At 43.7% G+C, this 23,333-nt stretch carries 28 protein-coding genes and 2 riboswitches; of the genes, 17 read left to right on the forward strand and 11 right to left on the reverse strand.

From position 1 onward, the window contains the following. Positions 1–52 precede the first annotated feature (52 nt). Positions 53–706, forward strand: coding sequence for a 3'-5' exonuclease (locus tag QYB97_RS18645; protein WP_301167531.1), 654 nt, complete (start codon positions 53–55; stop codon positions 704–706). A 219-nt stretch (positions 707–925) separates the two neighbouring features. Next, on the forward strand, positions 926–1,153 hold the full coding sequence (locus QYB97_RS18650; protein WP_301167532.1) for a hypothetical protein: 228 nt from the start codon (positions 926–928) through the stop codon (positions 1,151–1,153). Positions 1,154–1,226: 73 nt separating this feature from the next. On the opposite strand, the gene QYB97_RS18655 is transcribed toward QYB97_RS18650, so the two are convergent. Beyond that, positions 1,227–1,382: a hypothetical protein gene (locus QYB97_RS18655; protein ID WP_301167533.1), complete on the reverse strand. Its 156-nt coding sequence runs from the start codon at positions 1,380–1,382 to the stop codon at positions 1,227–1,229. A gap of 244 nt (positions 1,383–1,626) precedes the next feature. On the opposite strand from QYB97_RS18655, the gene QYB97_RS18660 reads away from it, so the two are divergent. The 4 genes from QYB97_RS18660 (at position 1,627) to QYB97_RS18675 (ending at position 5,100) form a co-directional block, all read left to right on the forward strand. Beyond that, a complete protein-coding gene (locus QYB97_RS18660) occupies positions 1,627–3,516 on the forward strand; it encodes an OPT family oligopeptide transporter (protein ID WP_301167622.1) in 1,890 nt (629 codons plus the stop codon). Then, positions 3,516–3,881: a PqqD family protein gene (locus QYB97_RS18665; RefSeq protein WP_301167534.1), complete on the forward strand. Its 366-nt coding sequence runs from the start codon at positions 3,516–3,518 to the stop codon at positions 3,879–3,881. Before QYB97_RS18660 ends, QYB97_RS18665 begins: the two co-directional genes overlap by 1 nt. Positions 3,882–3,971: 90 nt before the next feature. Further along, positions 3,972–4,151: a hypothetical protein gene (locus QYB97_RS18670; RefSeq protein ID WP_301167535.1), complete on the forward strand. Its 180-nt coding sequence runs from the start codon at positions 3,972–3,974 to the stop codon at positions 4,149–4,151. Between the two features lie 169 nt (positions 4,152–4,320). Beyond that, on the forward strand, positions 4,321–5,100 hold the full coding sequence (locus tag QYB97_RS18675; RefSeq protein WP_301167536.1) for a GDSL-type esterase/lipase family protein: 780 nt from the start codon (positions 4,321–4,323) through the stop codon (positions 5,098–5,100). 59 nt (positions 5,101–5,159) lie between these two features. Here the strand turns inward: QYB97_RS18675 and QYB97_RS18680 are convergent, their stop codons facing one another. Then, positions 5,160–5,354, reverse strand: coding sequence for a hypothetical protein (locus QYB97_RS18680; protein WP_053357472.1), 195 nt, complete (start codon positions 5,352–5,354; stop codon positions 5,160–5,162). Positions 5,355–5,525: 171 nt separating this feature from the next. Continuing rightward, a riboswitch (cyclic di-AMP (ydaO/yuaA leader) is annotated at positions 5,526–5,677 on the forward strand. A gap of 140 nt (positions 5,678–5,817) precedes the next feature. Between QYB97_RS18680 and QYB97_RS18685 the strand changes: the two genes are divergently transcribed. Beyond that, entirely contained in the window at positions 5,818–7,059 is a 1,242-nt protein-coding gene (locus QYB97_RS18685; protein WP_301167537.1) for a dicarboxylate/amino acid:cation symporter, read from the forward strand. 157 nt (positions 7,060–7,216) lie between these two features. Continuing rightward, entirely contained in the window at positions 7,217–7,918 is a 702-nt protein-coding gene (locus QYB97_RS18690; protein ID WP_301167538.1) for a hypothetical protein, read from the forward strand. Positions 7,919–8,203: 285 nt separating this feature from the next. On the opposite strand, the gene QYB97_RS18695 is transcribed toward QYB97_RS18690, so the two are convergent. Then, a complete protein-coding gene (locus QYB97_RS18695; protein ID WP_301167539.1) occupies positions 8,204–8,815 on the reverse strand; it encodes a DNA-3-methyladenine glycosylase in 612 nt (203 codons plus the stop codon). A gap of 137 nt (positions 8,816–8,952) precedes the next feature. On the opposite strand from QYB97_RS18695, the gene QYB97_RS18700 reads away from it, so the two are divergent. From QYB97_RS18700 to abbA, 3 genes are all read left to right on the forward strand, one after another. Then, positions 8,953–9,123, forward strand: a complete 171-nt coding sequence (locus QYB97_RS18700) for a hypothetical protein (RefSeq protein ID WP_301167540.1) — start codon at positions 8,953–8,955, stop codon at positions 9,121–9,123. Positions 9,124–9,184: 61 nt separating this feature from the next. Continuing rightward, a complete protein-coding gene (locus QYB97_RS18705; protein WP_301167541.1) occupies positions 9,185–9,364 on the forward strand; it encodes a Fur-regulated basic protein FbpA in 180 nt (59 codons plus the stop codon). An 84-nt stretch (positions 9,365–9,448) separates the two neighbouring features. Then, positions 9,449–9,628: an antirepressor AbbA gene (abbA, locus tag QYB97_RS18710; RefSeq protein WP_301167542.1), complete on the forward strand. Its 180-nt coding sequence runs from the start codon at positions 9,449–9,451 to the stop codon at positions 9,626–9,628. 36 nt (positions 9,629–9,664) lie between these two features. On the opposite strand, the gene QYB97_RS18715 is transcribed toward abbA, so the two are convergent. Next, positions 9,665–9,877, reverse strand: coding sequence for a hypothetical protein (locus QYB97_RS18715; RefSeq protein ID WP_301167543.1), 213 nt, complete (start codon positions 9,875–9,877; stop codon positions 9,665–9,667). A 224-nt stretch (positions 9,878–10,101) separates the two neighbouring features. Between QYB97_RS18715 and QYB97_RS18720 the strand changes: the two genes are divergently transcribed. Next, a complete protein-coding gene (locus QYB97_RS18720; protein ID WP_301167544.1) occupies positions 10,102–10,377 on the forward strand; it encodes a holin in 276 nt (91 codons plus the stop codon). Between the two features lie 280 nt (positions 10,378–10,657). Continuing rightward, the gene (locus QYB97_RS18725) at positions 10,658–11,089 is read left to right on the forward strand and encodes a hypothetical protein (protein WP_301167545.1); all 432 of its coding nucleotides are present in this window, start codon (positions 10,658–10,660) and stop codon (positions 11,087–11,089) included. Positions 11,090–11,201: 112 nt separating this feature from the next. On the opposite strand, the gene QYB97_RS18730 is transcribed toward QYB97_RS18725, so the two are convergent. Then, on the reverse strand, positions 11,202–12,884 hold the full coding sequence (locus QYB97_RS18730; protein WP_425589824.1) for a high affinity choline transporter 1: 1,683 nt from the start codon (positions 12,882–12,884) through the stop codon (positions 11,202–11,204). 368 nt (positions 12,885–13,252) lie between these two features. Then, positions 13,253–13,810 (reverse strand): choline uptake/conversion transcriptional regulator CudC, encoded by a 558-nt coding sequence (cudC, locus tag QYB97_RS18735; protein WP_301167546.1) that lies wholly within the window; start codon positions 13,808–13,810, stop codon positions 13,253–13,255. A gap of 412 nt (positions 13,811–14,222) precedes the next feature. Between cudC and ytkD the strand changes: the two genes are divergently transcribed. Together ytkD and hmpA are read left to right on the forward strand one after the other, a co-directional pair. Next, positions 14,223–14,699 carry an RNA deprotection pyrophosphohydrolase gene (gene ytkD / locus QYB97_RS18740; RefSeq protein ID WP_301167547.1) on the forward strand — a complete coding sequence of 159 codons (477 nt, stop codon included), beginning with the start codon at positions 14,223–14,225 and terminating at the stop codon, positions 14,697–14,699. 183 nt (positions 14,700–14,882) lie between these two features. After that, a complete protein-coding gene (hmpA, locus tag QYB97_RS18745; protein ID WP_301167624.1) occupies positions 14,883–16,118 on the forward strand; it encodes an NO-inducible flavohemoprotein in 1,236 nt (411 codons plus the stop codon). A 66-nt stretch (positions 16,119–16,184) separates the two neighbouring features. On the opposite strand, the gene QYB97_RS18750 is transcribed toward hmpA, so the two are convergent. Genes QYB97_RS18750 through QYB97_RS18760 form a run of 3 tightly spaced genes read right to left on the reverse strand, consistent with a single transcriptional unit; the run spans position 16,185 to position 18,769 of the window. Next, a complete protein-coding gene (locus QYB97_RS18750; RefSeq protein ID WP_301167548.1) occupies positions 16,185–16,994 on the reverse strand; it encodes an ABC transporter permease in 810 nt (269 codons plus the stop codon). Beyond that, positions 16,972–17,751: an ABC transporter ATP-binding protein gene (locus tag QYB97_RS18755; protein ID WP_301167549.1), complete on the reverse strand. Its 780-nt coding sequence runs from the start codon at positions 17,749–17,751 to the stop codon at positions 16,972–16,974. The genes QYB97_RS18750 and QYB97_RS18755 overlap by 23 nt, the downstream gene beginning before the upstream one ends. Before the next feature lie 28 nt (positions 17,752–17,779). Beyond that, complete coding sequence (locus QYB97_RS18760; RefSeq protein WP_301167625.1) at positions 17,780–18,769, reverse strand: ABC transporter substrate-binding protein; 990 nt, start codon at positions 18,767–18,769, stop codon at positions 17,780–17,782. Positions 18,770–18,916: 147 nt separating this feature from the next. On the opposite strand from QYB97_RS18760, the gene QYB97_RS18765 reads away from it, so the two are divergent. Continuing rightward, positions 18,917–19,720 carry an alpha/beta hydrolase family protein gene (locus QYB97_RS18765; protein ID WP_301167626.1) on the forward strand — a complete coding sequence of 268 codons (804 nt, stop codon included), beginning with the start codon at positions 18,917–18,919 and terminating at the stop codon, positions 19,718–19,720. A 32-nt stretch (positions 19,721–19,752) separates the two neighbouring features. Here the strand turns inward: QYB97_RS18765 and QYB97_RS18770 are convergent, their stop codons facing one another. Both QYB97_RS18770 and pckA read right to left on the reverse strand, forming a co-directional pair. Continuing rightward, on the reverse strand, positions 19,753–19,959 hold the full coding sequence (locus tag QYB97_RS18770) for a hypothetical protein (protein WP_301167550.1): 207 nt from the start codon (positions 19,957–19,959) through the stop codon (positions 19,753–19,755). A gap of 15 nt (positions 19,960–19,974) precedes the next feature. Then, positions 19,975–21,558, reverse strand: a complete 1,584-nt coding sequence (gene pckA, locus QYB97_RS18775) for a phosphoenolpyruvate carboxykinase (ATP) (protein WP_301167551.1) — start codon at positions 21,556–21,558, stop codon at positions 19,975–19,977. A gap of 270 nt (positions 21,559–21,828) precedes the next feature. After that, positions 21,829–21,947: riboswitch (SAM riboswitch) on the forward strand. A 180-nt stretch (positions 21,948–22,127) separates the two neighbouring features. Between pckA and metK the strand changes: the two genes are divergently transcribed. Continuing rightward, a complete protein-coding gene (gene metK / locus QYB97_RS18780) occupies positions 22,128–23,327 on the forward strand; it encodes a methionine adenosyltransferase (RefSeq protein WP_301167552.1) in 1,200 nt (399 codons plus the stop codon). The last annotated feature ends 6 nt before the right edge of the window (positions 23,328–23,333 follow it).

A 23,333-nucleotide genomic window follows, 5' to 3' on the forward strand; every position in this document is an offset into this window, starting at 1 on the left:
AAAGGTAAAGGACAGGCAGAGCAGGCAAGAAGAATGAGATGGAGTGAAGAAGATGGACTATATTGTGTATGATCTGGAAATGACAAACCGGCTGTCGGAAATCATAGAAATAGGTGCCGTGCGTTTGGGGAGGGTGAACAATGAATTGGTGATTTTGGACCATTTCCAGTCTTTTGTTCAGCCCAAAATGGACAGTTTAAATACGCGTATTACCAACCTGACGGGGATTACTAAGAAGGATTTGATCAATGCGCAGCCGTTTACCTCGGTCATCAAAGACTTCAGGGAGTGGATCGGAAAAAGGGAGTATTATTTGTGTTCCTGGGGACCGGAAGACAAATGGGCACTGATTACAGATTCTACTTACCATAAAACTCCAGTTGATTGGATTATCAATCACAACGACCTTCAGTTTTTGTTCAGTCTTCTTCATGAAAGTGATAAAGGCTTCCGTTACGGTCTCTCACGTGCGCTGAACAAGCTGCAGATCTCACTCGAAGGTTCCCAGCATAGAGCGCTTGATGATGCGCTGAATACCGCAAAAGTTTTTATGGCCATCCATAAGGAGATAAAGCTTGAAAAAAACCCCAATTCTTATCTGGAATCCAAAATTTTCGAACCGGAAAAGCTGGTCTATCAGTCGAAGGATGAAGAAGAAGACAAGGCATCCTCTCCATTTGCATCATTGTCCAAATTATTTGGATAACTTGCAGAACTTTCGGGCATTATATTTATAAAACTTTATATATCCAAACATTCTTCTGGTATAGGAAAATACGTTGATAAAAACGACATAAAATGACAGATGGAATAGGGATAAAGTTGTGTAAAACCAGAAAAAGTAAGATATGTCGGCATTTGACGAATTGTTTTTATAGGAAAATGACCTCATATCTCAGATAATAAAGTGGAGGGGGTGATCTAGTTGGAATCCACGTATTTTATTACGAACAAGAATAACCAGCTTCTTGAATTAATTAATACTATTGATTATATGGCTACTGAAGCAACAGTAGAGGAATTGGATTGCATTGTGAAGCTAAAGGAAGAACTGATCGCTAAGGATGGTATTCATGTTTCACCGGAGCAGTATAACAGTATCATCTCTATTCTGTTGAAATTCGTCCCAACATACATAAAAGATGTATCATGACCTGCAGCGCGCCTGCAGGTTTTGTTTTCACCGCAAAAAGAAGGGGCAGCTCCATGGCTGCCCCTTCTTTTTGTTATTCTTTATTTTTTTTCTTCTGGTCTTTTTCCTTTTGGGATTCGGTATCGAGCGTTTCCCGCTGTTCGATTGCTCCCTGTTCAAAAACGTTCTCTACGTCCTCTTTTGTCTTTTCGTTGCCTTTTTCATTCTGATTCTTTTGTTCATCTGTCATGGTTTATCCCTCCTACATTTACACATATATTACGTTCCCTTTCAGGCTGTTAATAAACATAAATCCTTTTTGCTGCCGAACGATTTGCTTCATTTTTTTCGAAAAATGGATAAGTTCACAAGAGAATAGGGAACCTTTAAATAGTTGAGCGGAAATAGCAGAAACATTTGGAAAACTCGGGTTTTGTCGAATTGTGCTATAATGGTTTCTGTTCAAAATTTCTGATGATTAGGCGGTGTTAATGATGGACAACAAACAAGAAAAGTCCTCATCCTTTGTTCCTTACATTCCCTCATCACGTTCATTGCCGGAGTTAACTGCAGTTGCAATTATTTTTGGTATCATTCTGGCGATTGTATTTGGTGCGGCGAATGCGTATTTGGGACTTAAAGTAGGTTTGACTGTTTCCGCTTCCATTCCTGCGGCAGTCATTTCCATGGGTGTCTTGAGAGGAATCTTCCGGAGAGATTCAATCCTCGAAAACAATATCGTGCAAACGATGACAACAGCGGGTGAAGCGATTGGGGCCGGAGCCGTATTCACGCTTCCTGCATTTTTCCTGCTTGATATTGATTTGTCACAGACTGTTATTATTTTTATCGTGCTTACCGGTGGGCTGCTCGGCGTCTTTATGATGGTTCCTTTGCGCCAGATGCTGATTGTAAAAGAGCACGGAGTATTGCCTTATCCGGAAGGAACGGCATGTGCGGAAGTACTGAAATCCGGTGAAAAGGGCGGAGCCAATGCCAAAACAGTGGCCATCGGATTCTTGTTCGGCGGTCTTGTCAAAGTTTTGGGAGACGGCTTCATGCTGTTTAAAACAGAAATTGAAACGCAAGTAGGCAAATTGAAAAATACAGTGGTCGGTATGGATATTTTCCCTGCCCTGCTTGGTGTGGGCTATATTATTGGGCCGCGGATTGCCGGACAGATGCTTGCCGGCGGTTTGCTGGCATGGATCGTATTGATTCCTGCCATCGCATTTTTCGGGGCAGACAGCACAACTGCTATTTTTCCTGCAGAAGACCCGATCGGCAAACTTGATGCCTGGGGAATCTGGGATAGCTATATCAAATATATCGGCGCAGGCGCGGTGGCAGTAGCCGGTTTGATTACGCTGCTTAAAACAATGCCAACATTGATTTCAACAGCTGCCAAAACCATGAAGGGATTGTCTGATGGTTCAGTTGCCGGAGGAATTGAGCGTACTGATAAAGATATGCCGTTCCGCTATGTTATTTTGGGCATCGTGGCACTGGTCATTATTATTGGTGCAGCACCGGTGACAAACGTTGGCTTCATTGGCGCGATTGCGATTGCCATCTTCGGCTTCCTGTTTGTTGCGGTAGCTTCACGAATCGTGGGTATTGTCGGAAGTTCGTCATCTCCTGTTTCAGGAATGACGATCGCTACATTGCTGATCGTAACCCTGGTATATAAAGTAACCGGATTGACCGGCATTGAAGGCATGAAAGCCGCATTAACAGTGGCAGCCATTGTTTGTACAGCACTTGCCGTGGCCGGTGATATTTCACAGGATTTAAAAACCGGTCACCTTGTAGGCGGTACACCCTGGAAGCAGCAGGTTGCCATGATGATCGGTGTGGTTGCTTCAGGACTTGTCATTGGTATTATCCTGATCGTTCTGGATAAATCCTATGGCATGGGCTCACAGCAGCTTCCTGCTCCGAAAGCAGCGATTATGAAGGTGCTTGTTCAAGGGATTTTTGGCGGCGATTTGCCTTGGAACCTCATATTTATTGGTGCAGCCATCGCGATTGTTATTGAGTTCCTTGGATTGAATTCGCTCGTTGTGGCCGTTGGCTTGTATCTGCCGGTTCATATTTCAGCACCGGTTATGTTTGGCGGCGCCGTTCGCTGGCTCGTTGATGTTACTGCGAAAACAAAAGAAGAGCGCCAGGCACGCACGGATAAAGGTGTGTTGTTCGCCTCAGGACTTATTGCAGGTGAATCGTTGCTTGGTGTGCTCATCGCCGTGCTAATCTTCTTTAACGTGAGTATTCCGGAAACACCGCTGACAGATAACCGGTTGATTCCATTCCTGATCTTCCTGTTTGTCTGCTGGCTGCTATACTGGTTCTCTGTCCGGACGAAAGCGGACAAGTTAAAATAATGAACCTTTTTAAATCCAGAAAAAAGAGTAAACAAAACCTTTTAAAAATGGTGCCTATGTTTAAACCGGGCATTCATACGGAAAAACGCAACGACGGGTTTAGTTACTTGATGATTCCAAGAACAAATCCGATTGAGCGGCTGTCTATCCGTTTTCTGAAACAGCCTTCCTTTTTCCCGGTCAAACTGGATGAGCTTGGCGCATATGTTTCCAAGCATATTGATGGGGTGCAAACCATTGAGGCGATCAGCTCCCATCTTGAAACTGAATTTGGAGAAAAAGCCTCACCTGTTATTCCAAGACTGGCGAAATTTATAGAAATGCTTGAAGTGAACGATTGGATCACATGGAGAAGAGAGGAGTAATTCCTCTCTTCTCTTTTTTTAGGGTTTCACTGCCACATAACTCCTTTTTGTTATTCATATACATGTAAAAAAAGAAAAGGGAGAGTGGATATGGGAACACTGGTCATTGTACTCCTGCCCGTGGCTCTGGTACTGGTGGGTACTGCAGGACTGATAGGTTCATTTGTCAGACGGGATACGGGTGATTATGATTTGGAAAATTTGTGGGAAGAACGCCATTATACGGCCGAAGACTATCTCTTAATTGACGAAGAAGACTCCTTAAAATAGGGGTTTTTTCTTTTTGATGGATACGATGTGCTAACATTTTCTATTTGCGTTATAATAGTAAAACTTGATAATTTCCCGGGATGCTGTTTTAATGGATACGCAAAAGGGAACTCAGAGAGACAATTAGTCAATATGACGTCTGGGGATGTACAGAAAGAGGAGGATTTTTTTGGGAAACCGAAAAAAGGTCATTTACGTACTTGGTGCTGTTGTATTGGTGACAGCATTGTTTTTTATATTTTATTTTGTAAAAGAATACAGCGGGGACCAGGGGGATTCACAGCGGAAATCTCCTCATGTCCAGGGGAAGGAACCCCGTCCTAAACAGATCCGGATTGTGGCTTTGGGAGATTCACTGACATACGGACGTGGAGACCCCAAACGAAAAGGCTACATCGGTTTAGTAAGACAGGGGATGCAGAAAGAACTAAAGCGTCCGGTGGTCCTCAACAATTACGGAATCAGCGGGCAAAGGTCGGATCAGCTGTATAAGCAGCTCAGCAATGGAATGGTATCGAGGTCCGTCCGCCAGGCCAATTATATCTTCTTATTTATCGGCACAAATGATTATAGAAAAACTGCAGGCTGGAACTTCAGAAACATCAATCAGCAGGAAATGGCCATCGGCCAGAAGATGCTGTACAGCAACCTGGATAAAATCACGAAAAAACTGCGCCAGCAAAACAAAAGAGCTCATATATACATTTTAGGGCTTTATAATCCATATACTGAAAACTTTTATGATGCTGTTTCCGCACAGGTGATTAAGAAATGGAATATATCCATTCAGGAAATCACCGAAAAAACACCGAATTCAACATATATCTCAACATATGAGCTATTTAACGGCATTTCAAAGCGGGAATATTTCTCGGATGCCATTCATCCTAACCCACGGGGATATTATTTGATAGCCCAGCGGGTAATTGGAGAACTGAAGATCAGATGACCAAAAGAAAACCGGGCAGCGGGGGCTGTCCGGTTTTCTTGCAGTTTTCTTATATGGACCTAGCGTTTAATATCATTTTCAAGCTTTCCGTTCATATCGATCATGAAACCGATCTCGCGGCCAAGCAGCTGGCTGAGCTCTTTTGCTTTCTTTTCGCTCTCATTCTTGATTTGCTCTATCGTCAACTCACCTTTTAAGCGTGAAGATCCAACGATAATACTGAGGTCTCCTTTTTCAAAAAAAACAATTCTCATTTCTTATTTGCCTCCTATTTAGGAATTTCTGTCTATTCTTTATATATTTCGCCCTAAGGCAAAAAGCTGGTGGGGTTACACATTGAATTAATTTACATTGGAAAATATTATTGATTTTTCGAGGGAACTTGACAAAATTTTTGTAACATTGATACTATGGTAGTAACCGAATAAAGTGAATCGCTGAGTTTCTGGGCACAGAAACCGGGGGAACCAATCGACGGCTTTTTTAAGCCTAGGGGTGAATCTAAATGTAATTTAGAAGGCATAAATCTCGTTGCCTAATCCGACAGCTAACCTCGGAAGCGTTTTGGAGAGTGATACGTATGTGCAAATTAAGCCACAAGTCTGCCCACGAGAAGTCTCGCTCTTTTCGTGGGTTTTTATTTGGAATAAATTTCTTAAAAGAGGGTATTTTTATACCAGTCTTTTAGATTGATATTAGAGATATGGGGGAGATGAGATGAAATTATCGGTTAAAATTATTATTGGTCTTGTGCTGGGGGTCATTGTTGGTTTAATTCTGAACCTTGCCTTTCCAAGTGCGTTCGATGGCATCGATAAATACTTTTTAACACCTGTTGGACAAATCTTTTTAAAGCTCATTAAGATGCTGGTTGTACCAATTGTATTCTTTTCTATTGTTTTGGGGACAGCTGGATTGGGAGATCCAAAGAAACTGGGGAGAATCGGTGCGAAGACCATAATCTATTTTCTCGCTACCACGACCATCGCGATTATCATCGCCATGTCGGTATCATTGATTGTTAAGCCAGGAGCCGGTGGAGGCTTTCAGACACAAGGTCTTGAATTTAAAGCAGAAAAAGCACCTCCGGTTACTGAGACTTTGATGGGGATTATTCCTGAAAACCCGGTTGCAGCCATGACGGATGGTAACATGCTGCAAATCATTGCATTTTCTGTATTTGTAGGATTTGCGCTTACCATGCTTGGCAGTAAAACAAAAGGGATTTTGAACCTGATTGAACAAGGAAACGAGATTATGATGTATCTCGTTAATCTCGTAATGAAAGTTGCTCCTTATGGTGCCTTTGCATTGATTGCTTCCGCAGTCGGCAACTATGGCCTTGGCGCACTGAAAGCGATGGCGCTCTACATGATTGTGGTTGTTGCCGTATTGTTGATTCACTCCATCATAACGTACGGAGGAACCGTTGCCCTGGTTGCAAAGAAAAGCCCAATTTGGTTCTTTAAAGGTTTTGCGCCAGCGATGGCTCTTGGCTTTAGTACTTCGAGCTCCAATGCGACACTTCCGATTTCGATGAAAACCGCTCAGGAAAACCTGGATGTTCCGGAACCGATCAGCGGCTTTGTACAGCCGCTTGGCGCCACCATTAACATGGATGGAACAGCGATCATGCAGGGTGTTGCCACCATTTTCATCGCGCAGGTGTTCAACCACAGCCTGACGATCGGTGAAATGCTGACGGTCATTTTGACAGCTGTTCTTGCTTCAGTCGGAACGGCCGGTGTTCCTGGAGTAGGTTTGATCATGCTGGCGATGGTGCTGCAATCGGTTGGTCTTCCGGTAGAAGGAATTGCCCTTATTCTCGGAGTTGACCGGTTGCTTGATATGCTTCGAACTTCTGTTAACATCACAGGCGATGCAGCATGTGCGGTGATGGTTGCGAAGACAGAGGAAAAACATATGGACCGCCCGTCATCAGTCAGTGCAAGTGTATAATTAAACAGTAAACAAGAGGACGGCACCTTAACCAGTCATGGTTTGGGGGCCGTCTTTTTTCTTGTTAATTTTCCGTGAAATCGTAAAATATTGCCTTTTTCACCAAAAAAGGTGGTATCATGATAAATAGAAATGCTTCTGTCAGGAGGAAGGCAGCATGGATCAATTTTGGCAATTAATCGTATTAGTGAGCAAACTGCTTTGGGCAAAAGCAGCGGCCGGATATTTTGCATTGGGCGTGCTGGCGGAAGCTGTGTTTCAAAACTTTTGGGTGCAATTTGTCACTGCGGTTGTGGTGGGCATGATTGTGGTAAAACTTATAGAGTTCAGTATTCGATATTATTATTATCACAACTTCGTGCACCGAAAGTTAAAAAATAGCCTGGGCGCACCTGCTGATCTTGATTTGTTTTTTCAAACGACGATGAAACGGGATATTTCCAGAGGACTGCTTCCCAATTTGCGTTTTTTGCGAAGCTTCTTTTTACAAATGAGAAGAACCGAATTGAGATTATTGCATACCTATCTCCGGACGAATATCAGGACGCTAAAGAGCGGCAAACCGATCGGTTATTCAGTGGGGGTTCTTATTGGCCTGTTTACCAGCTTTGCCATGGATATCCTCACCATTAATAACCTTTCCTTTTCTCAGGAAACCACAATGAAAACCGTGTTGCTGGTGGTTGTATGGTTCATTATCGTACATTTGTGGATGAACAAGCGCATCCGCTCATTTTCTCAGTTGGATGGCATTGTCCTTGCCTGTTTGAATGAAAAGTTAACGGATCCGTTTGACCCTGAAGAAGACCACGATGTGGACCTGTTGTTTGAAGAGAAAATGATGAAAGAGCACTCCTGAGGGAGTGCTCTTATTTTCTTCCAAAATTTAATTAACACGGGTAGTTAATTTTTAATTAATCAAGAGACGCTTAATGTCACACAAAAGGGCCGTAGCCTTCCTTGTCCTGCAAGGGAAGCGTGACAGGTGAGGCAAGGTAGGCGTTTACGCCGGTACACAGGCGCTGGCGCCGGTGGGGCTCAGCGTACGCCCTGCGAAGGTAGGCGCTCGCGCCGGTAAAAGCGAGCATCTTGGAACGGAAAGTAACGCTTTCAAGAGCTTCAAAGACACTTATTGGACAGGACCTTATTTTGATACAAACAGATTATCCCTAACCCAAAATCTGTAGGGGTAACGTGCTGCTTCGCCGGCATAATCAACACCAACACGCGGTCCTGATACAATGTCCTGTTCAGGAATGTTTTTATATTCTCTTAAATAAAGGTGCTCAGAATTGAGTTTGATTCCATAGTCTTCAAGTGTAATGCCCATCGCTTTGCACAATTTACCTGGTCCATTGGCCAGTTTTTTTAACTCTTTAAGGTTCCAGGCGCCATTTTCAAGTAATGAAACTTCCATGTTCCGGCGCTTCATCATCAGCGGAACACCTTCTTTTGGCTCGAGCGCGCGGATTAATATGGCTTCCGGCTTATGAAGCGGACCAGATACGATGTTAAAGCATGTATGCATGCCATAAATGAAGTATACATATACATGGCCGGCATCTGCATACATGATTTCTGTCCGTGGTGTCCGCCTTTCCCCATACGAGTGGGCGGCCCGGTCTTCAGGTCCCATATAGGCTTCGGCTTCAACAATAATTCCAGAAGTCAGCCCTTCCTCTGTTTCATGGACGAGCTCCATGCCCAACAGCTTACGGGCGAGCTGAAGGGTTGGGTATTCAAATAATTCGTTCATTGCTTTCCTCCAATACCATTCTTCTTTTCTATACCCGAGTTCCTGATTGTTTATATCTGTAAAATTTTTAGCAAGCAAGGAAGGAAGTCAGCGGGCAAAGTAGAATTGTTTAGTGTAAAGACGGGAGGCGAATAACGATGGATGGAAAAGTTAAAAAAACGGGCATCTATGAAAACCTTTCGAAACGGCGCTATGAATATTGGTATGTAAGCAAATCGGGGCTGAAAACCATGGTTTCCTGGCTAAGCTGGGGTGCTCCGCCTGCAGTTCTGGAGGAGTGGAGCAATTCTGTTGCCAAATCAGTTTAGGAATGAAAACTGCGAAAACTGGAGAGAACTGTAGATAAAAAAGAAAGGATCACTCTAAACAATGAATGTTCCACAAGGACAATTGCGCAGGGCGGTTGAAAATAGAAAACAGTTTCTTATCCAGAAGTTGCTTCACCAGGGTTTTATGATGCAGGAGCAGCGGCTGCTGCAGGAATTTACATTATCCGAATTGGAAAGAGAATGGAACTCAATGCAAGGTGAGGATAATGTGAGCGTGTAACGCTGCTTTAGGAAATTACCATAATTTTGGACGTTCTTCTGTGAACTTTCTCCCTTTATAATAATAAAAGGGAGGGATTTTCTTATGAGTCTTAGCGTTGCTGACAAATTGCTGCTGGCGGATCTTACGTTAACGCAAAACTATGCGAAAGAGCTGGTCCAGTCTGAACTGATGGAAATTGAACTGGGTTTAAAAGAAGCGGAAGATGACCGGGTGAAAAAATTGAATGATTTGCTTATGGTTTTACATAAAACAGGCTATTAACTAAAATAACCCCTTTAAAAAAGAGGGGTTATTTTTTTATGAATCCAGTAATCCTTTACGGCGAGCTTCCATCCTCCATTCAGCTTCTTTCACGAGCCGTTTCGGAAGCTTGCCTTTATTTTTCAGAAAGGACCAATAGGTTTTGTATTGTTTGGGCCTGACGTTTGGTGACACCTTTCTTGCGTATTCCCACCAGGTCAGTTCATTCGATTCCAGCATAATTAAATACAAATCATCTTCTCTTTTCATGCGTTTCACTCCTGTTATGCATTGTGTATCTCTTTTTCTAGCTTTAGTATGCACAATCTGCTGGAAAGTAAATCTGTCCCAGCAAATTTAGTTTATGCAGCTGGCCATAGATGGTACGGGTTATTTCGTTTTTAATTGAAATAGAAGGTATTTGTAATTGGAAGTTGAACTATAACCTATAAGCTTTACTTAACAGAAGATGGAAAAGCAAAGGAGGATGAGGAATGGAACCTATTGTGACGTTTGCCTCACTTTTAACGCCTTTGGTAACGAGTCTCGTACAGCTGTTAAAACGTACTTTCCCTATTCGGAAAAGATTCATTCCATTAATCAGCTTTTTCATTGGAATTTTCATTGGGCTTTGTGCCTATCCTTTCACCGATATGACGGCAGATCTTCGAGTTTGGTCAGGCGGGCTCGCAGGACTTGCAGCCACGGGTTTATATGAAGTAGGAAAAAGGGGGACCGGCCGTTTGGGACGAAGCCGGAAAGCCGGATAATACGCACTTAACTAGACGACTATAACTATAGTCGTATTTTTTATGAATCTGATTCTTTAGGCAGGGAATCGTGAAGATATGAAGTATCTTAGGACTAAAGAAAGAAACAAAAGAAAAAAAGAGGTTTTCTTCTTCTTTATTAAAGGAATAGTTCATTTAACAAAACATTTATATTAAAAATTTAGGGCGGTGAACAGATTTGCGATATTATGCAACCAGTTTTTTAATCATAATGTTGGCGGTATTTGGTACTCCTGGCTCATTAAAGGATTCTTCAGTAATGAAAGAAAGTTCGTTTGCGGAGCAAAGCGCTCAGGCAGAGGAAATGCCTATGACGAAAGCGAAGGCTATGCAATTATCCCAGGAATTTATTAATAAACTCCAAACCAAAACAGATGATCACTATAGAGTACAAGATTTTTCAAGCAAATCGGAAATGATCAAGGACGTTAGGCATGTTGCTTCTAAACAGATGGCGAGTGACTATGTAAATGGATTATTTGAAGAAAAAAATGGAAAGTTATACGTGATTCCTACCGACCTTCCTCCATGGGTGGAAAAAAACCAGCCCTTTGAGTTAAAGAAGCTAAGTGAATCATCATATCACCTTGTTCAGCATAACAAGAGCGATTTATATGGGGAGTATAGTATAACACTCGGATTTGAAAAAGTTAATAGCCATTGGGTCATTACTTTCGCATCGATTGTATAATGCCAAAAGCCGCATGGTAAGCATACCATGCGGCTTTTTATGTGATTAAAAATGGTAGTAAAATCATGGTTCTAAGATCAAAAGACCGGGGAGATCCCCTGTCATTAATATCCTATTTGACAGTTTCGTGTTTGTTTCTTCTTACATTGGTAAGAGGAAGAGGCGGACATTTATGGCGAGTCAGATACGACACGACAAGAATGGTGATGAGCCCGGCAAGCATGGAAGTCGTACGGAACGGAAAGTAAATCGTCCCATCTTCGACCATCGGATAAGGAATGAATGATGGGATGTTCAGCACAGGCTCTCCTCCGCCAAACCTTAAAATAACGGCGACCATGAATCCTGCTATGGATCCATATTTATTGGCCCATTTATAATAAAGGGCACAGGTCAATTGCGGGAAGAGGATGCAATAAACCATGTCGCTTGATAAATACCATAGTGAATAAACACTTTTCGTATTGAGAGCGATCAATGTGGCTCCCACACCGATGATGATGACACAGCGCCGGATCACCTTTTGCAAGTCCTGTGGTGTAGCTTTCTTTTTGACCAATGGACGGTAAACATTCCATGAAGCCATTCCCGAAGCAGACAGGAAGGAAGCCGCGACAGCTGCCAAAACTGCTGCTGCGAGACCGCCGAGTGCGATGGCTCCGACGAATTCAGGCGTCATGTATTTAAATACATAGGTCAGGATCAGTGACGCATTCTCCGGTTTGGATGTCCCCAGTGATGCCCAGTCTGCGTTGAATCCTGCAATTCCAATCAAGGTCGGAGGAATGGCTGCCAGCGCACAAAGTAATCCGGCAGAGATAGAGAGCCACATTGCAACGTTTTCGTTCTTGGCAGAAAGAACCCGCTGGAAATAAATCTGCCAGGGAATTCCTCCGAAAATCAGAAGCAGTGCATAGTCCCACCAATACCAATATTTGTTGCCCCACTCAGGGTCATCCCAGCCGGTGAGCGGCGGGAACATGCTTGTAGCACCTTTCATATTTCCCGAATAGTTACTGAAGGCTTCCTGGAAACCTCCAACGTGTGAAAATGCAAAAGGCAACACAAGTAGAAGACCTGCAAACATTATGGTAATTTGCAGCACATCTGTATGAGCAATGGCCCATAGTCCTCCTACAACGGTATATGCGATGGCAACTATGGCCGAGAAAATGATGGAAACGGTAAAGCTTAAACCTAAAATAACGCCAAATGTTGTACCAAGCGCTGTTAAAATGGCTGCGCTCCAGAATAATTCACCCAGAAGGGCAGGGATATAAAGCAATCCAGCCATCTTTTTCCCAAACCGTGATTCCAAAGGATCCAGCATGGTCATGAATTCCATTCTTCTCATTTTACGGGCGAAAAAGATGCCACCCAAAATCAGGCTGATCGCATAAGCCCATGGCGCTTGCGTCCATACAATACCATCGGAATAAACAGTTTCTGCGGTACCGGCAATATAGCCTCCGCCCACCCAGGTTGCAGTCATGGTGAACATTGACAGCCAGAGCGGCATTGAACGGCCGGCGACCAGCATGTCATCCGTTTTTCCTTTTCGTTTTTCCACGGCTTTTGCGCCAATGTAATAAAACAGGCAATACAATCCAAGCATGATGAACAGTCCTGGCCAATAAATGGTTTTCTTAGCAAACAAAGAATAAGCAAGCGTGATTAATGAAAAGACAATAAATCCGGTAACGGCGACCGTCATGGGGTTCCAAAATGGCGGTTTGCTGCTTTTGCGGCTTACCTGCTGTCCGTCACCCGAATTTGGTTGTTTTGGTGCATTCATACTCATGGTTTGTACCAACCTCCTAAAGTCTAGTGTTTCGTGGTTTGTCTCGGATAGAATTGAAAACGCTTGAATTCGTAGTGGGGCATAGACATAAAAATCATGCAATGCTCCGCACTGGATGTTGGCTTCATTCAATTGTAGTAGTAAGAAAAATTCGGGAATGGGAAAAAATCAGAAAACAACTTGCAGACGAGGGTTCCCTATGGAAGAAACCATCTCTATCCACATGCATACGAGGGTAAAGGGACAGGGGTGCAGTACCCGCTTTTCCAGTGAATGTTTGTTCTAAGAACAAAATTCCCCGCTCCCCAATGATGTGATGGGGATTAAGCGATCTTACTGTTGTGTGGAATGACCAGGCTGATTTACTTTTTGTCGTCATCCGGTATGGGAAGATAGCGGAATATGTCTCCGGTCTCAAAACTTTCAACAAGTGTTTCAAGCCAATAATAATACTTCTTTGACTCGTGGATCAGCTCATAATGGCGTTCTGCTTCAGCCCGGATGGCTTTATCCACCTTTGAATCCTGAATGACGGCCTGTAAGTCCTTCTCCGACATTTCAATGGCTTCCAGATTAAGTCTCACTTCACGCATCCATTTAATGCAGAAAAAATGAATCAGTGATTTGAAAAAGTTTTTTTCCGCAACAAAAACATCCTTGCGTGAACCTTTTTGCCACGTTTTATGAACCACATTAATCTCCTGAAGTGTCCGGACAGCCGTACTCATACTCGGCTTGCTCATCTTCAGCTCTTCCTTCATTTCATCAAGCGTCATGGCATTTTCAAAATACATGGTGCCATAGAGCCTGCCTGCAGAAGGAGTAACCCCATAAAGATCCATCGTTTCTGCAATGGAGTGGACGACGTTTCCCTTTGCTCGTTCAATAGCTTCCCGAGCCATCTCATTATGATCTTGCATTCCAACCATCCTTATTAGAAAAATTTAATTCGTTAAAAATTTTCCTTACATTCACCTATGTTACATGAATAAATTCTTATGTCAAATGCTCACCGGAAAATCAGGCGAAAGTCCCTTGAATATATCTGTTTTTAATCTTTTACACCTTTATTTGACTTTAGGATGAATCGGGAAAGAGTGAGGTTTACAAATGCAAATAAGGGTGTTAACTTATAACTTGTTCAAAACATTCAATTAAAATTTAACGAACTCTAATTCCTGTTTACTTGAACAAATTTTTTATTTTTATATAAATATGGAATAATAGATAGGGAACTAATAAAAAGGGTACCAAAGCATTTTAAGGGATTGGACAAATGTATGCCTCCTTCTTTACAATAGAATTAACCTAGTGATTTGGAGTAACTAAACAATGGAACCCATTACTTTTAAAGATTATTATGATAATACAGTTAAACTTTCCTTTGATGATCATCCTTTTTCCACTGAACCAAAGCATGTCTGGGTCTTGTGCCGGTTCCGCGGACAATGGCTGCTGACAGAGCATCCGCGGCGGGGAATCGAATTTCCCGGCGGAAAGGTTGAACCTGGAGAAAATGCTGAGCAGGCTGCTGTCCGTGAAGTTTTTGAAGAAACGGGGGGACATGTTTCCTCTCTTCATTATTTGGGTCAGTATAAGGTTGACGGTAAAGGCGGCATCATCATTAAAAACATCTATTATGCCACAGTGGATAAAATTTTGTTGAAGGATCGTTATTATGAAACAAACGGACCTGTCTTTTTTGAGGAACTTCCAGAATCATTTGAGGGACAACAGAAGTTCAGCTTCATGATGAAAGATCAGGTGCTCATCCAAAGCCTCCAGCATACAAAGGAAAGGTTTTTGTAGGGCATTCATTTGTACAGCTGCATCCCCGTGATGTCAGCTGTTTTTTATTTTCTATGACTACATAGCTGTATAAAAATAACATGCGTCGCTAAAGATGAAATAGGGTACGTGTCTTATAGTGAAAAAAAGGAGGCTTTGACAGTGGATAGAAACAAACAGGAACAGCGTGAAGAAGTGAGCCAAATGGTAAAACAGCTGGACCCTCATAAACTAGAAGTGATCAAACAGACACTTCCGGTTGTAAAAGAACATGGTGAGGCGATTACCAAGAAATTCTATCAGCGGTTATTCGAAAGTCATCCCGAATTGAAAAACATGTTTAATATGACCCACCAGATTACAGGCCATCAGCCAAAAGCATTGGCGGATGCCGTGTATGGAGCTGCAGCAAACATAGAGGATCTCAGCCAGATCATGCCCATTCTTGAAAGGATTGGCCAAAAACACCGAAGTCTTCAGGTAAAGCCGGAGCATTATCCCATTGTAGGTGAACATTTGCTTGGCGCAATCAAGGAAATTCTCGGGGATGCGGCGACTGACGAGATACTTGATGCATGGGCTGACGCTTATCAAATTATTTCCAGCGCATTTATTAAGATGGAAGAAGGATTTTATAAAAGTGCGGAGACTCAGGCAGGTGGCTGGGGAGGCTTCAAAAATTTCATCATTGACAAGAAGGTTAAGGAAAGCGAGGTTATTACCTCTTTTTATTTAAAGCCTGAAGATGGAGAAGAATTGCCATCCTTCCTGCCGGGACAATATATTACAGTAAAAGTTGAAATTCCGCAGGAGGAATATACACACTTGAGGCAGTACAGCCTGTCTGACCGTCCGGGACTGGAATATTTCCGAATCAGTGTAAAACGTGAAGGTTCAAAAGGGGAAGACATAGGTCCAGGTGTGGTTTCCACGGATTTGCATCAGTTATACAATGAAGGAGATGTTCTTCCGATTTCTGCTCCTGCGGGTGATTTTTACTTGGATGTTAACAGTAATCGGCCGGTTGTGCTGATTAGCGGAGGAGTTGGTCTCACTCCGGTTACAAGTATGCTGCATACCATCAATGCCAATCAGCCCGATCGCAGGGTTGTCTTTATTGAAGCGGTGCAAAATGGAAGCGTTCATGCTTTCAGGGAAGAAGTCCGTAAGGTGAGTGAACAGAATCCAAACATCGCTTCTTATTTTATTTATACACAGCCCTCTAACGAGGACCGTGAAAAAGAGTATTTTGACCGGGAAGGATACGTTACGCTCGAATGGCTGCAGGAGGTTCTTCCATCAAAAGATGCCCAATTCTACTTCTGCGGACCATTGCCGTTCATGCAGGTGGTGAACTCTGCTCTGAAACAATGGGAAGTGCCAAAAGAGGATGTTCACTATGAATTTTTTGGTTCATTCGGTAACCTCGAAGACGCTTAAATAATTGAACCCCTCCTTTAAAGGAGGGGTTTTTTGAATGGTTTATGTCCATAGCACCCGTCAGTACTACAGTGTCCGGTTTTTGATCAGTTTCTTTTCGAGCGCTTCAACGAGCTGGTACATCAGGGTCGCCAGCAGGGCGATGATCAGAAGGCTCATCAATACGAGGGTAAAATTGAATACTTGAAAACCGTATATAATGAGATAGCCCAGCCCTTGTTTTGAAACGAGAAATTCACCTACAATAACCCCTACCCATGACAGTCCGACATTTACTTTGAGCGCTGAAATGATCGCCGGGAAACAGGCAGGGAGTATCACCTCTTTGAAACATTGATACTTTGAACCGCCAAAGGACCGGATGACTTTTACATAGTTCGGCTCTACATTTCTAAATGACGTATAGATGACGATGGTTGTTATAATGACAGAGATCAATATTCCCATCGCCACAATTGAAGTAAGGTTTGGGCCAAGTGCCACAATCAGGATAGGACCGATGGCAACCTTTGGCATAGCATTGAGGATGACAAGGTACGGATCCAGGACTCTTGACAGGAAAGGGAACCACCAGATCAGGGCGGCAAGCAAAGTGCCGAATAATGTACCCAGCAAAAAACCAATAACCGTTTCTGTCAGGGTCATGCCTATATGAAGAAAAATACTTCCATCCGCTATTTTATGGATAAGCAGCGCAACAATTTTCTTTGGGGAACTGAAGAGAAGTGGATCGATCCATTTTTGGTCGGAACTGTACTGCCAAAGGCTGAAGAAAAGAACGAAAATCAAAAGCTGCGATATCCTGACTTTTATCGTTTGTCTGCGCAGGCTCAGCAAGTAGTCGGAGTGAGTTTTACTCGGTGTCGTTTTGTTCAATTTGTTCCAACTCCTCCCAAATTTGCTGAAACATCACAGAATAATCGGGATGTTGGCGCGCTTCAAACGGCAGGCGTTTTCTCAAATGGCTGGTTACCGGAAAGGTCCTGAAAATTCTCCCCGGTTTTGTGGAAAACAAAACGATCCGGTCGCTCATGGCAATGGCTTCCCCAATATCGTGGGTGACCAGGATCGCTGTTTTGCCATGTTCGCGCAGCGTGTTGGAGACCAAATCTTCAAGTTTTAGTTTAGTTTGATAGTCAAGCGCGGAAAAAGGTTCATCCAACAGGAGAATTTGCGGGTTGGTTGCCAGTGTGCGGACGAGTGCCACACGCTGTCTCATGCCGCCTGACAATTCATTGGGGTACTTATCCAGGGTGTCGTATAACCCGATTTCGCTCATTAGTGAAAGGGTATATGCCGTCCGTTCATCATTCAGGCAGCCCTGCAGTTTTAGCCCTACCAAAATATTGTCTTTGATGGTCTTCCAGGGAAACAGGTAGTCTTGCTGAAGCATGTATCCAATTTTCGGATGGGGCTTTGTGATGGACTGATTCTTCAAGGAAACTGAGCCATTTGTTGGCTGTATTAGACCCGAGATGATGGAAAGCAGCGTTGATTTTCCGCATCCGCTCGGTCCTAGAAAGGAAACAAATTCTCCCTCTGAAACAGAGAGTGTGATGTCTTCTAATGCAGTCGTGGCCGTTTGCTTGGAAAAGTACGTCTGCCCGACCGATTTTAATTGTAAGAAGGCCACTGTCATCCCTCCATAGTAATTTTATGATTTACTTTGTGGCATCACGGGAAAAGGTGGTGTTAACCAGTTTCTTGTAATCCGCCTTTTTCGGAAGCTCCCCGGCCGATTTCATAACCGACTGCAGATTATTCCAGGCATCTTGTTCAAGGATCGGATTTACCGCATAGCTGTGCTGTCCTTTATAACGGTCCACAACTTTTTCAATTAAGCCGACGGGTGTGTCTTCAAAATAAGGAGCGATCAGTTCCGCTGTCTCCTTAGCGGTATGGGTTTCTACATAAAGCTGAGCCTTATAGATGGCTTTGGTAAATCGTTTGAGCACGTCACCGTTCTTTTTCATATAGCTTTGTTTGGACATGTAGGATGTATAGGGCAGCTTTCCGGACGCTTCACCGAAGGAGGCCACCACATGGCCGATGCCTTTTTGTTCAAACAGGCTTGCCTGTGGTTCAAACAACTGCACGTAATCCCCGGTGCCGGAAGCGAAGGCGTTTGGAATGTTGGCATAGTCGATGTTCTGGATCAGCTTCATGTCTTTATGAGGATTAATTCCGTGCTTTTTAATGCTGAACTCACCAGCCATCTGCGGCATTCCGCCTTTGCGCTGTCCTAGAAAGGTACTGCCTTTGAGCTGATCCCAGGAAAAGTAATCGGGCTTTTTCCGGGCCACCAGAAAGGTTCCGTCCGTTTGGGTGAGCTGGGCAAAGTTAATGACAGGGTCGCTCGTGCCCTGGGCATCCACATATATGGATGTTTCCGAACCGACAAGGGCAATATCTGCACCGTTGGACAGCAGAGTGGTCATGGTTTTATCTCCACCCCATGTGGTCTTCAACTCCACATCAATGCCCTCGTCTTTAAAGAATCCTTTTTCAATCGCAACATATTGGGGTGCATAGAAAATAGACCGGGTTACTTCTGCCACCCGAACCTTATCTTGTTTTTGTTTTTCTGCTGTATCAGTTGAACATGCCGATAACAGCAAGCATGCGGTCAGGGCCAGTGAAAAGAAAAGCATAAACCGGGTTTTTATCCGTTTCAAATGGGTTAGCCTCCTTTATATTCGAATGAAGGATAAAGTTTCATGTAATACTTTATATGTGAATGAAAAAATTGTGTGTTGGCCTAAATAAAAAAAGGGGGAATTCATGTGCTGGACTCAAGCCTGATCACTCATGCCCAACGGTATCCTTCTCCTCATCCACAGATTACGTTATTCAGAATTTCTTATAAAAGTGAAGGGTTGACCGTAAAAGGGCTTCTGGCTATTCCAAAAAACAGCGGGAACCGGTTGCTGCCGGGATTTTTGTATTTGCGGGGCGGCATAAAAAAAGTGGGAATGGTGCGGGTCCCCCGAATCATTCAGCTTGCTTCCCAGGGGTTTGTTGTCATGGCCCCTTTTTATCGCGGAAACGAAGGGGGAGAGGGGAGAGAGGACTTTTGCGGTGAAGACCGGCAGGATGCCTTTCATGCCTTTGAAGTTCTTCGGTCTTTATCCGTCGTGGACCCCGGGGAACTTCATATTTTTGGATTCTCCCGCGGCGGGCCGATGGCGTTCTTTACGGCATTGGAGTATCCGGAAGCTCGTTCTGTGGTCATTTGGGGAGGGGTTTCAGATATGGCTCTTACGTATGAAGAACGGGTGGATCTGAGAAAAATGATGAAGCGGGTCATCGGGGGTACACCGGCGAAAGTTCCGGAAGGCTACAGGACAAGATCGCCTGTCCATTATTGTGAAGGACTTACGGTTCCGCTTCTATTGATTCATGGGTGCAAAGATCAAAATGTCAGCATTACCCATTCGACAGTGCTGAAAGAATGCCTGGAGTCAAAGGGGATCGCGGAAACCTGGTTTTATCCTCAGTACACACACCACTTCCCGCCGCAGGAAAACCGGAAAATCACCTTTGCCTTTTGTGAATGGATGAAAACCCGAAATAAAGAAAAGCCGGAGCTGTCACCCTTGTGACGGATCCGGCTCTTTTACGTTCAGGAGGGATTTCATGCTCTTTTCAAAAAGATCCATCTGCAAGTCTGTTTGCATAAAGCCATAATCAGGGTAATCGCAGAAATCGCAATTCCATCCAGAAAGCTAATCATGAACCGGCTGATGTCACCGACGGATGCAACAGGATCAAATTCATCATTTTCGATACCTTTATGAATCACGGAAATAAAAAAACCGCTCCCACAATGGAAGCGGTGCATTATACTATTTTCTTATTATACAAGCGGACCTGCGTCTTTAATTTCGGCAGGAACATTATTGAACTTTGAAAAGTTATCATTAAACTGAGCAGCAAGCTCTTTGGCTTTCAAGACATATTCTTCTGGGTTGTTCCACGTTTTCTTCGGCTGGAGAACCTGATCAGGAACACCGGGGCAGTGAATCGGGATGTTCAATCCAAAGATCGGGTCGGTTACCGTTTCAACAGATTTCAGCTCACCCTGAAGCGCTGCCTGTACCATGGATCTTGTATAGGATAGGTTCATACGCTTACCTGTGCCATATGCCCCTCCGGACCAGCCGGTATTCACAAGGTAAACTTCCACTTCATGGTGATCGATTTTCTCGCCGAGCATTTCTGCATATACGGTTGCCTCGAGCGGCAGGAATGGAGCACCAAAGCAAGTGGAGAACGTAGCCTGAGGGGAAGTAATTCCACGCTCTGTTCCTGCAAGCTTGCTTGTATAACCGGACAGGAAGTGGTACATTGCCTGTTCCTTCGTCAATTTGCTGATTGGAGGCAGCACTCCAAATGCATCAGCTGTCAAAAATATGATAGTGTTCGGGTGTCCCGCAACACTTGGCTGAATGATGTTTGGAATCGCCTGAATCGGATAGGCAGCTCTTGTATTTTCGGTCAATGAACCATCATCATAGTTTCCTTCACGGGTTACATCATCAAGCACCACGTTTTCGAGAACGCTTCCAAACCGGATAGCATCCCAGATTTGCGGCTCTTTTTCCTGAGAGAGGTTGATGGTTTTCGCGTAGCAGCCACCTTCGATATTAAAGACGCCTGTATTGGCCCAGCCGTGCTCGTCGTCTCCGATCAGCGAGCGGTGAGGATCAGCAGAAAGCGTCGTTTTGCCTGTTCCGGATAAGCCGAAGAAAAGGGCAACATCGCCTTCCTGTCCGACATTAGCCGAGCAGTGCATGGAAAGGATTCCTTTTTCGGGAAGGATATAGTTCATAACTGAAAAGATTGATTTTTTGATTTCTCCCGCATATTCCGTGCCGCCAATCAAAACAATCCTTTTCTCAAATGATATAATAATGAATGTTTCTGAGTTTGTGCCGTCAACCTCGGGATCAGCCTGGAACCCGGGAGCGGAGACCACTGTAAATTCCGCGTCCAGTCCTTTTAGCTCTTCAGCTGTGGGGCGGATAAACATTTGCCGTGCGAACAGGTTGTGCCAGGCGAATTCATTCACGACCTGAATGGGAAGGCGGTATGCATGATCAGCGCCAGCAAAGCCCTTAAATACGAAGAGTTCTTCCTGCTGGCCTAAGTAATGAAGCACTTTTTTGTAAAGCTTATCAAATTTTTCTTCATTAAAAGGCTTATTGATTTTGCCCCAGTCTATTTTTCCGCGTGAACTGGCTTCGTCCACGATGAACTTGTCTTCTGGAGAGCGTCCAGTATATTTTCCAGTTGTAGCCCTGAGAGCACCTGTGGAAGATAAAATGGCTTCGTTGCGGAGCAGTGCTTTTTCAACAAGCGTGGGTACTGGCAGATTTTCATGAGTAGCAGCGTTGTTTAAAAGATTATCTAAAGTCGTAGTGGAATCAACCGTATTCATGTTCGCAAAACCGTCCTTTTAAAGAAGTATGTTAATCACCGTTATCATGACTAAATTCGAAATTAGTATAGCACATTGGAATAAATAATGTATACTATTTTATTTAACATTTTACGATTTGGTTCTAAAATCAGGCACTCTGATTTAATCAACTGCGGCAAACATTATTATCAGACAAACCGATTGTAAAAATTCCTTCTAATGCGGAAGGGATGCCTTTACAAGTTGACAGGTTTGTCGAACTGCGCTATTATATTTCGGGAACGGCTACTCTTATTCCGAGTAGGTGGAGGGACAGGCCCTATGAAACCCAGCAACCGACACTTCGAGCCAGAAATTGAAGTGAAAAGGTGCTAACCTGCAAGGTGAACAAACCTTGAAAATAAGAGGTGAAGGCGTAGACATAAGACCTTTTCCCTCGTGTATGATGATTTAGGGAAAGGCTTTTTTTATGTCTCAAAATGGTTTGAACCTGAATATTTTACAAAAACAAAGTATCCATATAGGAATGAGTACCGTATCTTATAAAAAAATTGCTCTATGCGTTATATAGAGAAGGAGGATCTCAATTGTCTAAAAGTCGTCGTCTTTTTACATCTGAATCTGTTACAGAAGGGCATCCGGACAAAATTTGTGACCAAATTTCCGATGCGATCCTGGATGAAATCCTGGCTAACGATCCAAATGCCCGTGTAGCTTGTGAAACATCCGTCACTACCGGCCTTGTACTGGTTGCAGGTGAAATTACTACATCCACATATGTTGATATTCCGAAAGTGGTTCGTGAAACAATCAAAGAAATCGGATATGACCGTGCAAAGTATGGTTTCGACTCTGAAACGTGTGCGGTTTTGACTTCCATTGATGAGCAGTCTGCCGACATCGCAATGGGGGTTGACCAGGCGCTTGAAGCTCGTGAAGGTTCAATGACGGATGAAGAAATTGAAGCCATTGGTGCTGGTGACCAGGGTCTTATGTTTGGCTATGCGAACAACGAAACACCTGAACTTATGCCTCTTCCGATTTCACTCGCACACCGCCTGTCCCGCAGACTGGCAGAAGTGCGCAAAACAGAAGAAGTTCCTTACCTTCGTCCGGATGGAAAAACTCAAGTAACGGTTGAATACGATGAAAATGACAAACCCGTTCGTATTGATACGATTGTTATTTCTACTCAGCATCATCCTGAAATTACCCTTGAGCAAATCCAGGCAGATATTAAAGAACAAGTGATCAAGCCTGTCGTACCGGCAGAATTGATTGACGAAGATACAAAGTACTTCATTAATCCGACTGGCCGTTTTGTAATTGGCGGACCACAAGGAGATGCCGGTTTGACTGGCCGTAAGATCATTGTTGACACATATGGCGGATATGCCCGTCATGGCGGAGGAGCATTCTCCGGAAAAGATGCGACCAAAGTAGACCGTTCTGCTGCCTATGCCGCACGTTACGTTGCGAAAAACATTGTTGCATCAGGTCTCGCTGATAAAGTTGAAGTTCAGCTCGCTTATGCCATCGGTGTGGCACAGCCTGTGTCCATTGCGGTAAACACCTTTGAAACAGGAAAAGTATCAGAAGAGGTACTGGTTGATCTAGTGCGCAAGAACTTTGACCTTCGTCCTGCAGGAATCATTAAAATGCTCGATCTTCGCCGTCCGATTTACAAACAGACAGCGGCGTATGGACATTTTGGCCGTACAGACGTTGAACTTCCTTGGGAAAAAACAGATAAAGCAGAAACACTAAAAGAACAAGCAAACGCGTAAACAGAC

It is taken from the genome of Fictibacillus fluitans (assembly GCF_030418125.1).
Classification (GTDB): Bacteria; Bacillota; Bacilli; order Bacillales; family Fictibacillaceae; genus Fictibacillus_C; species Fictibacillus_C fluitans.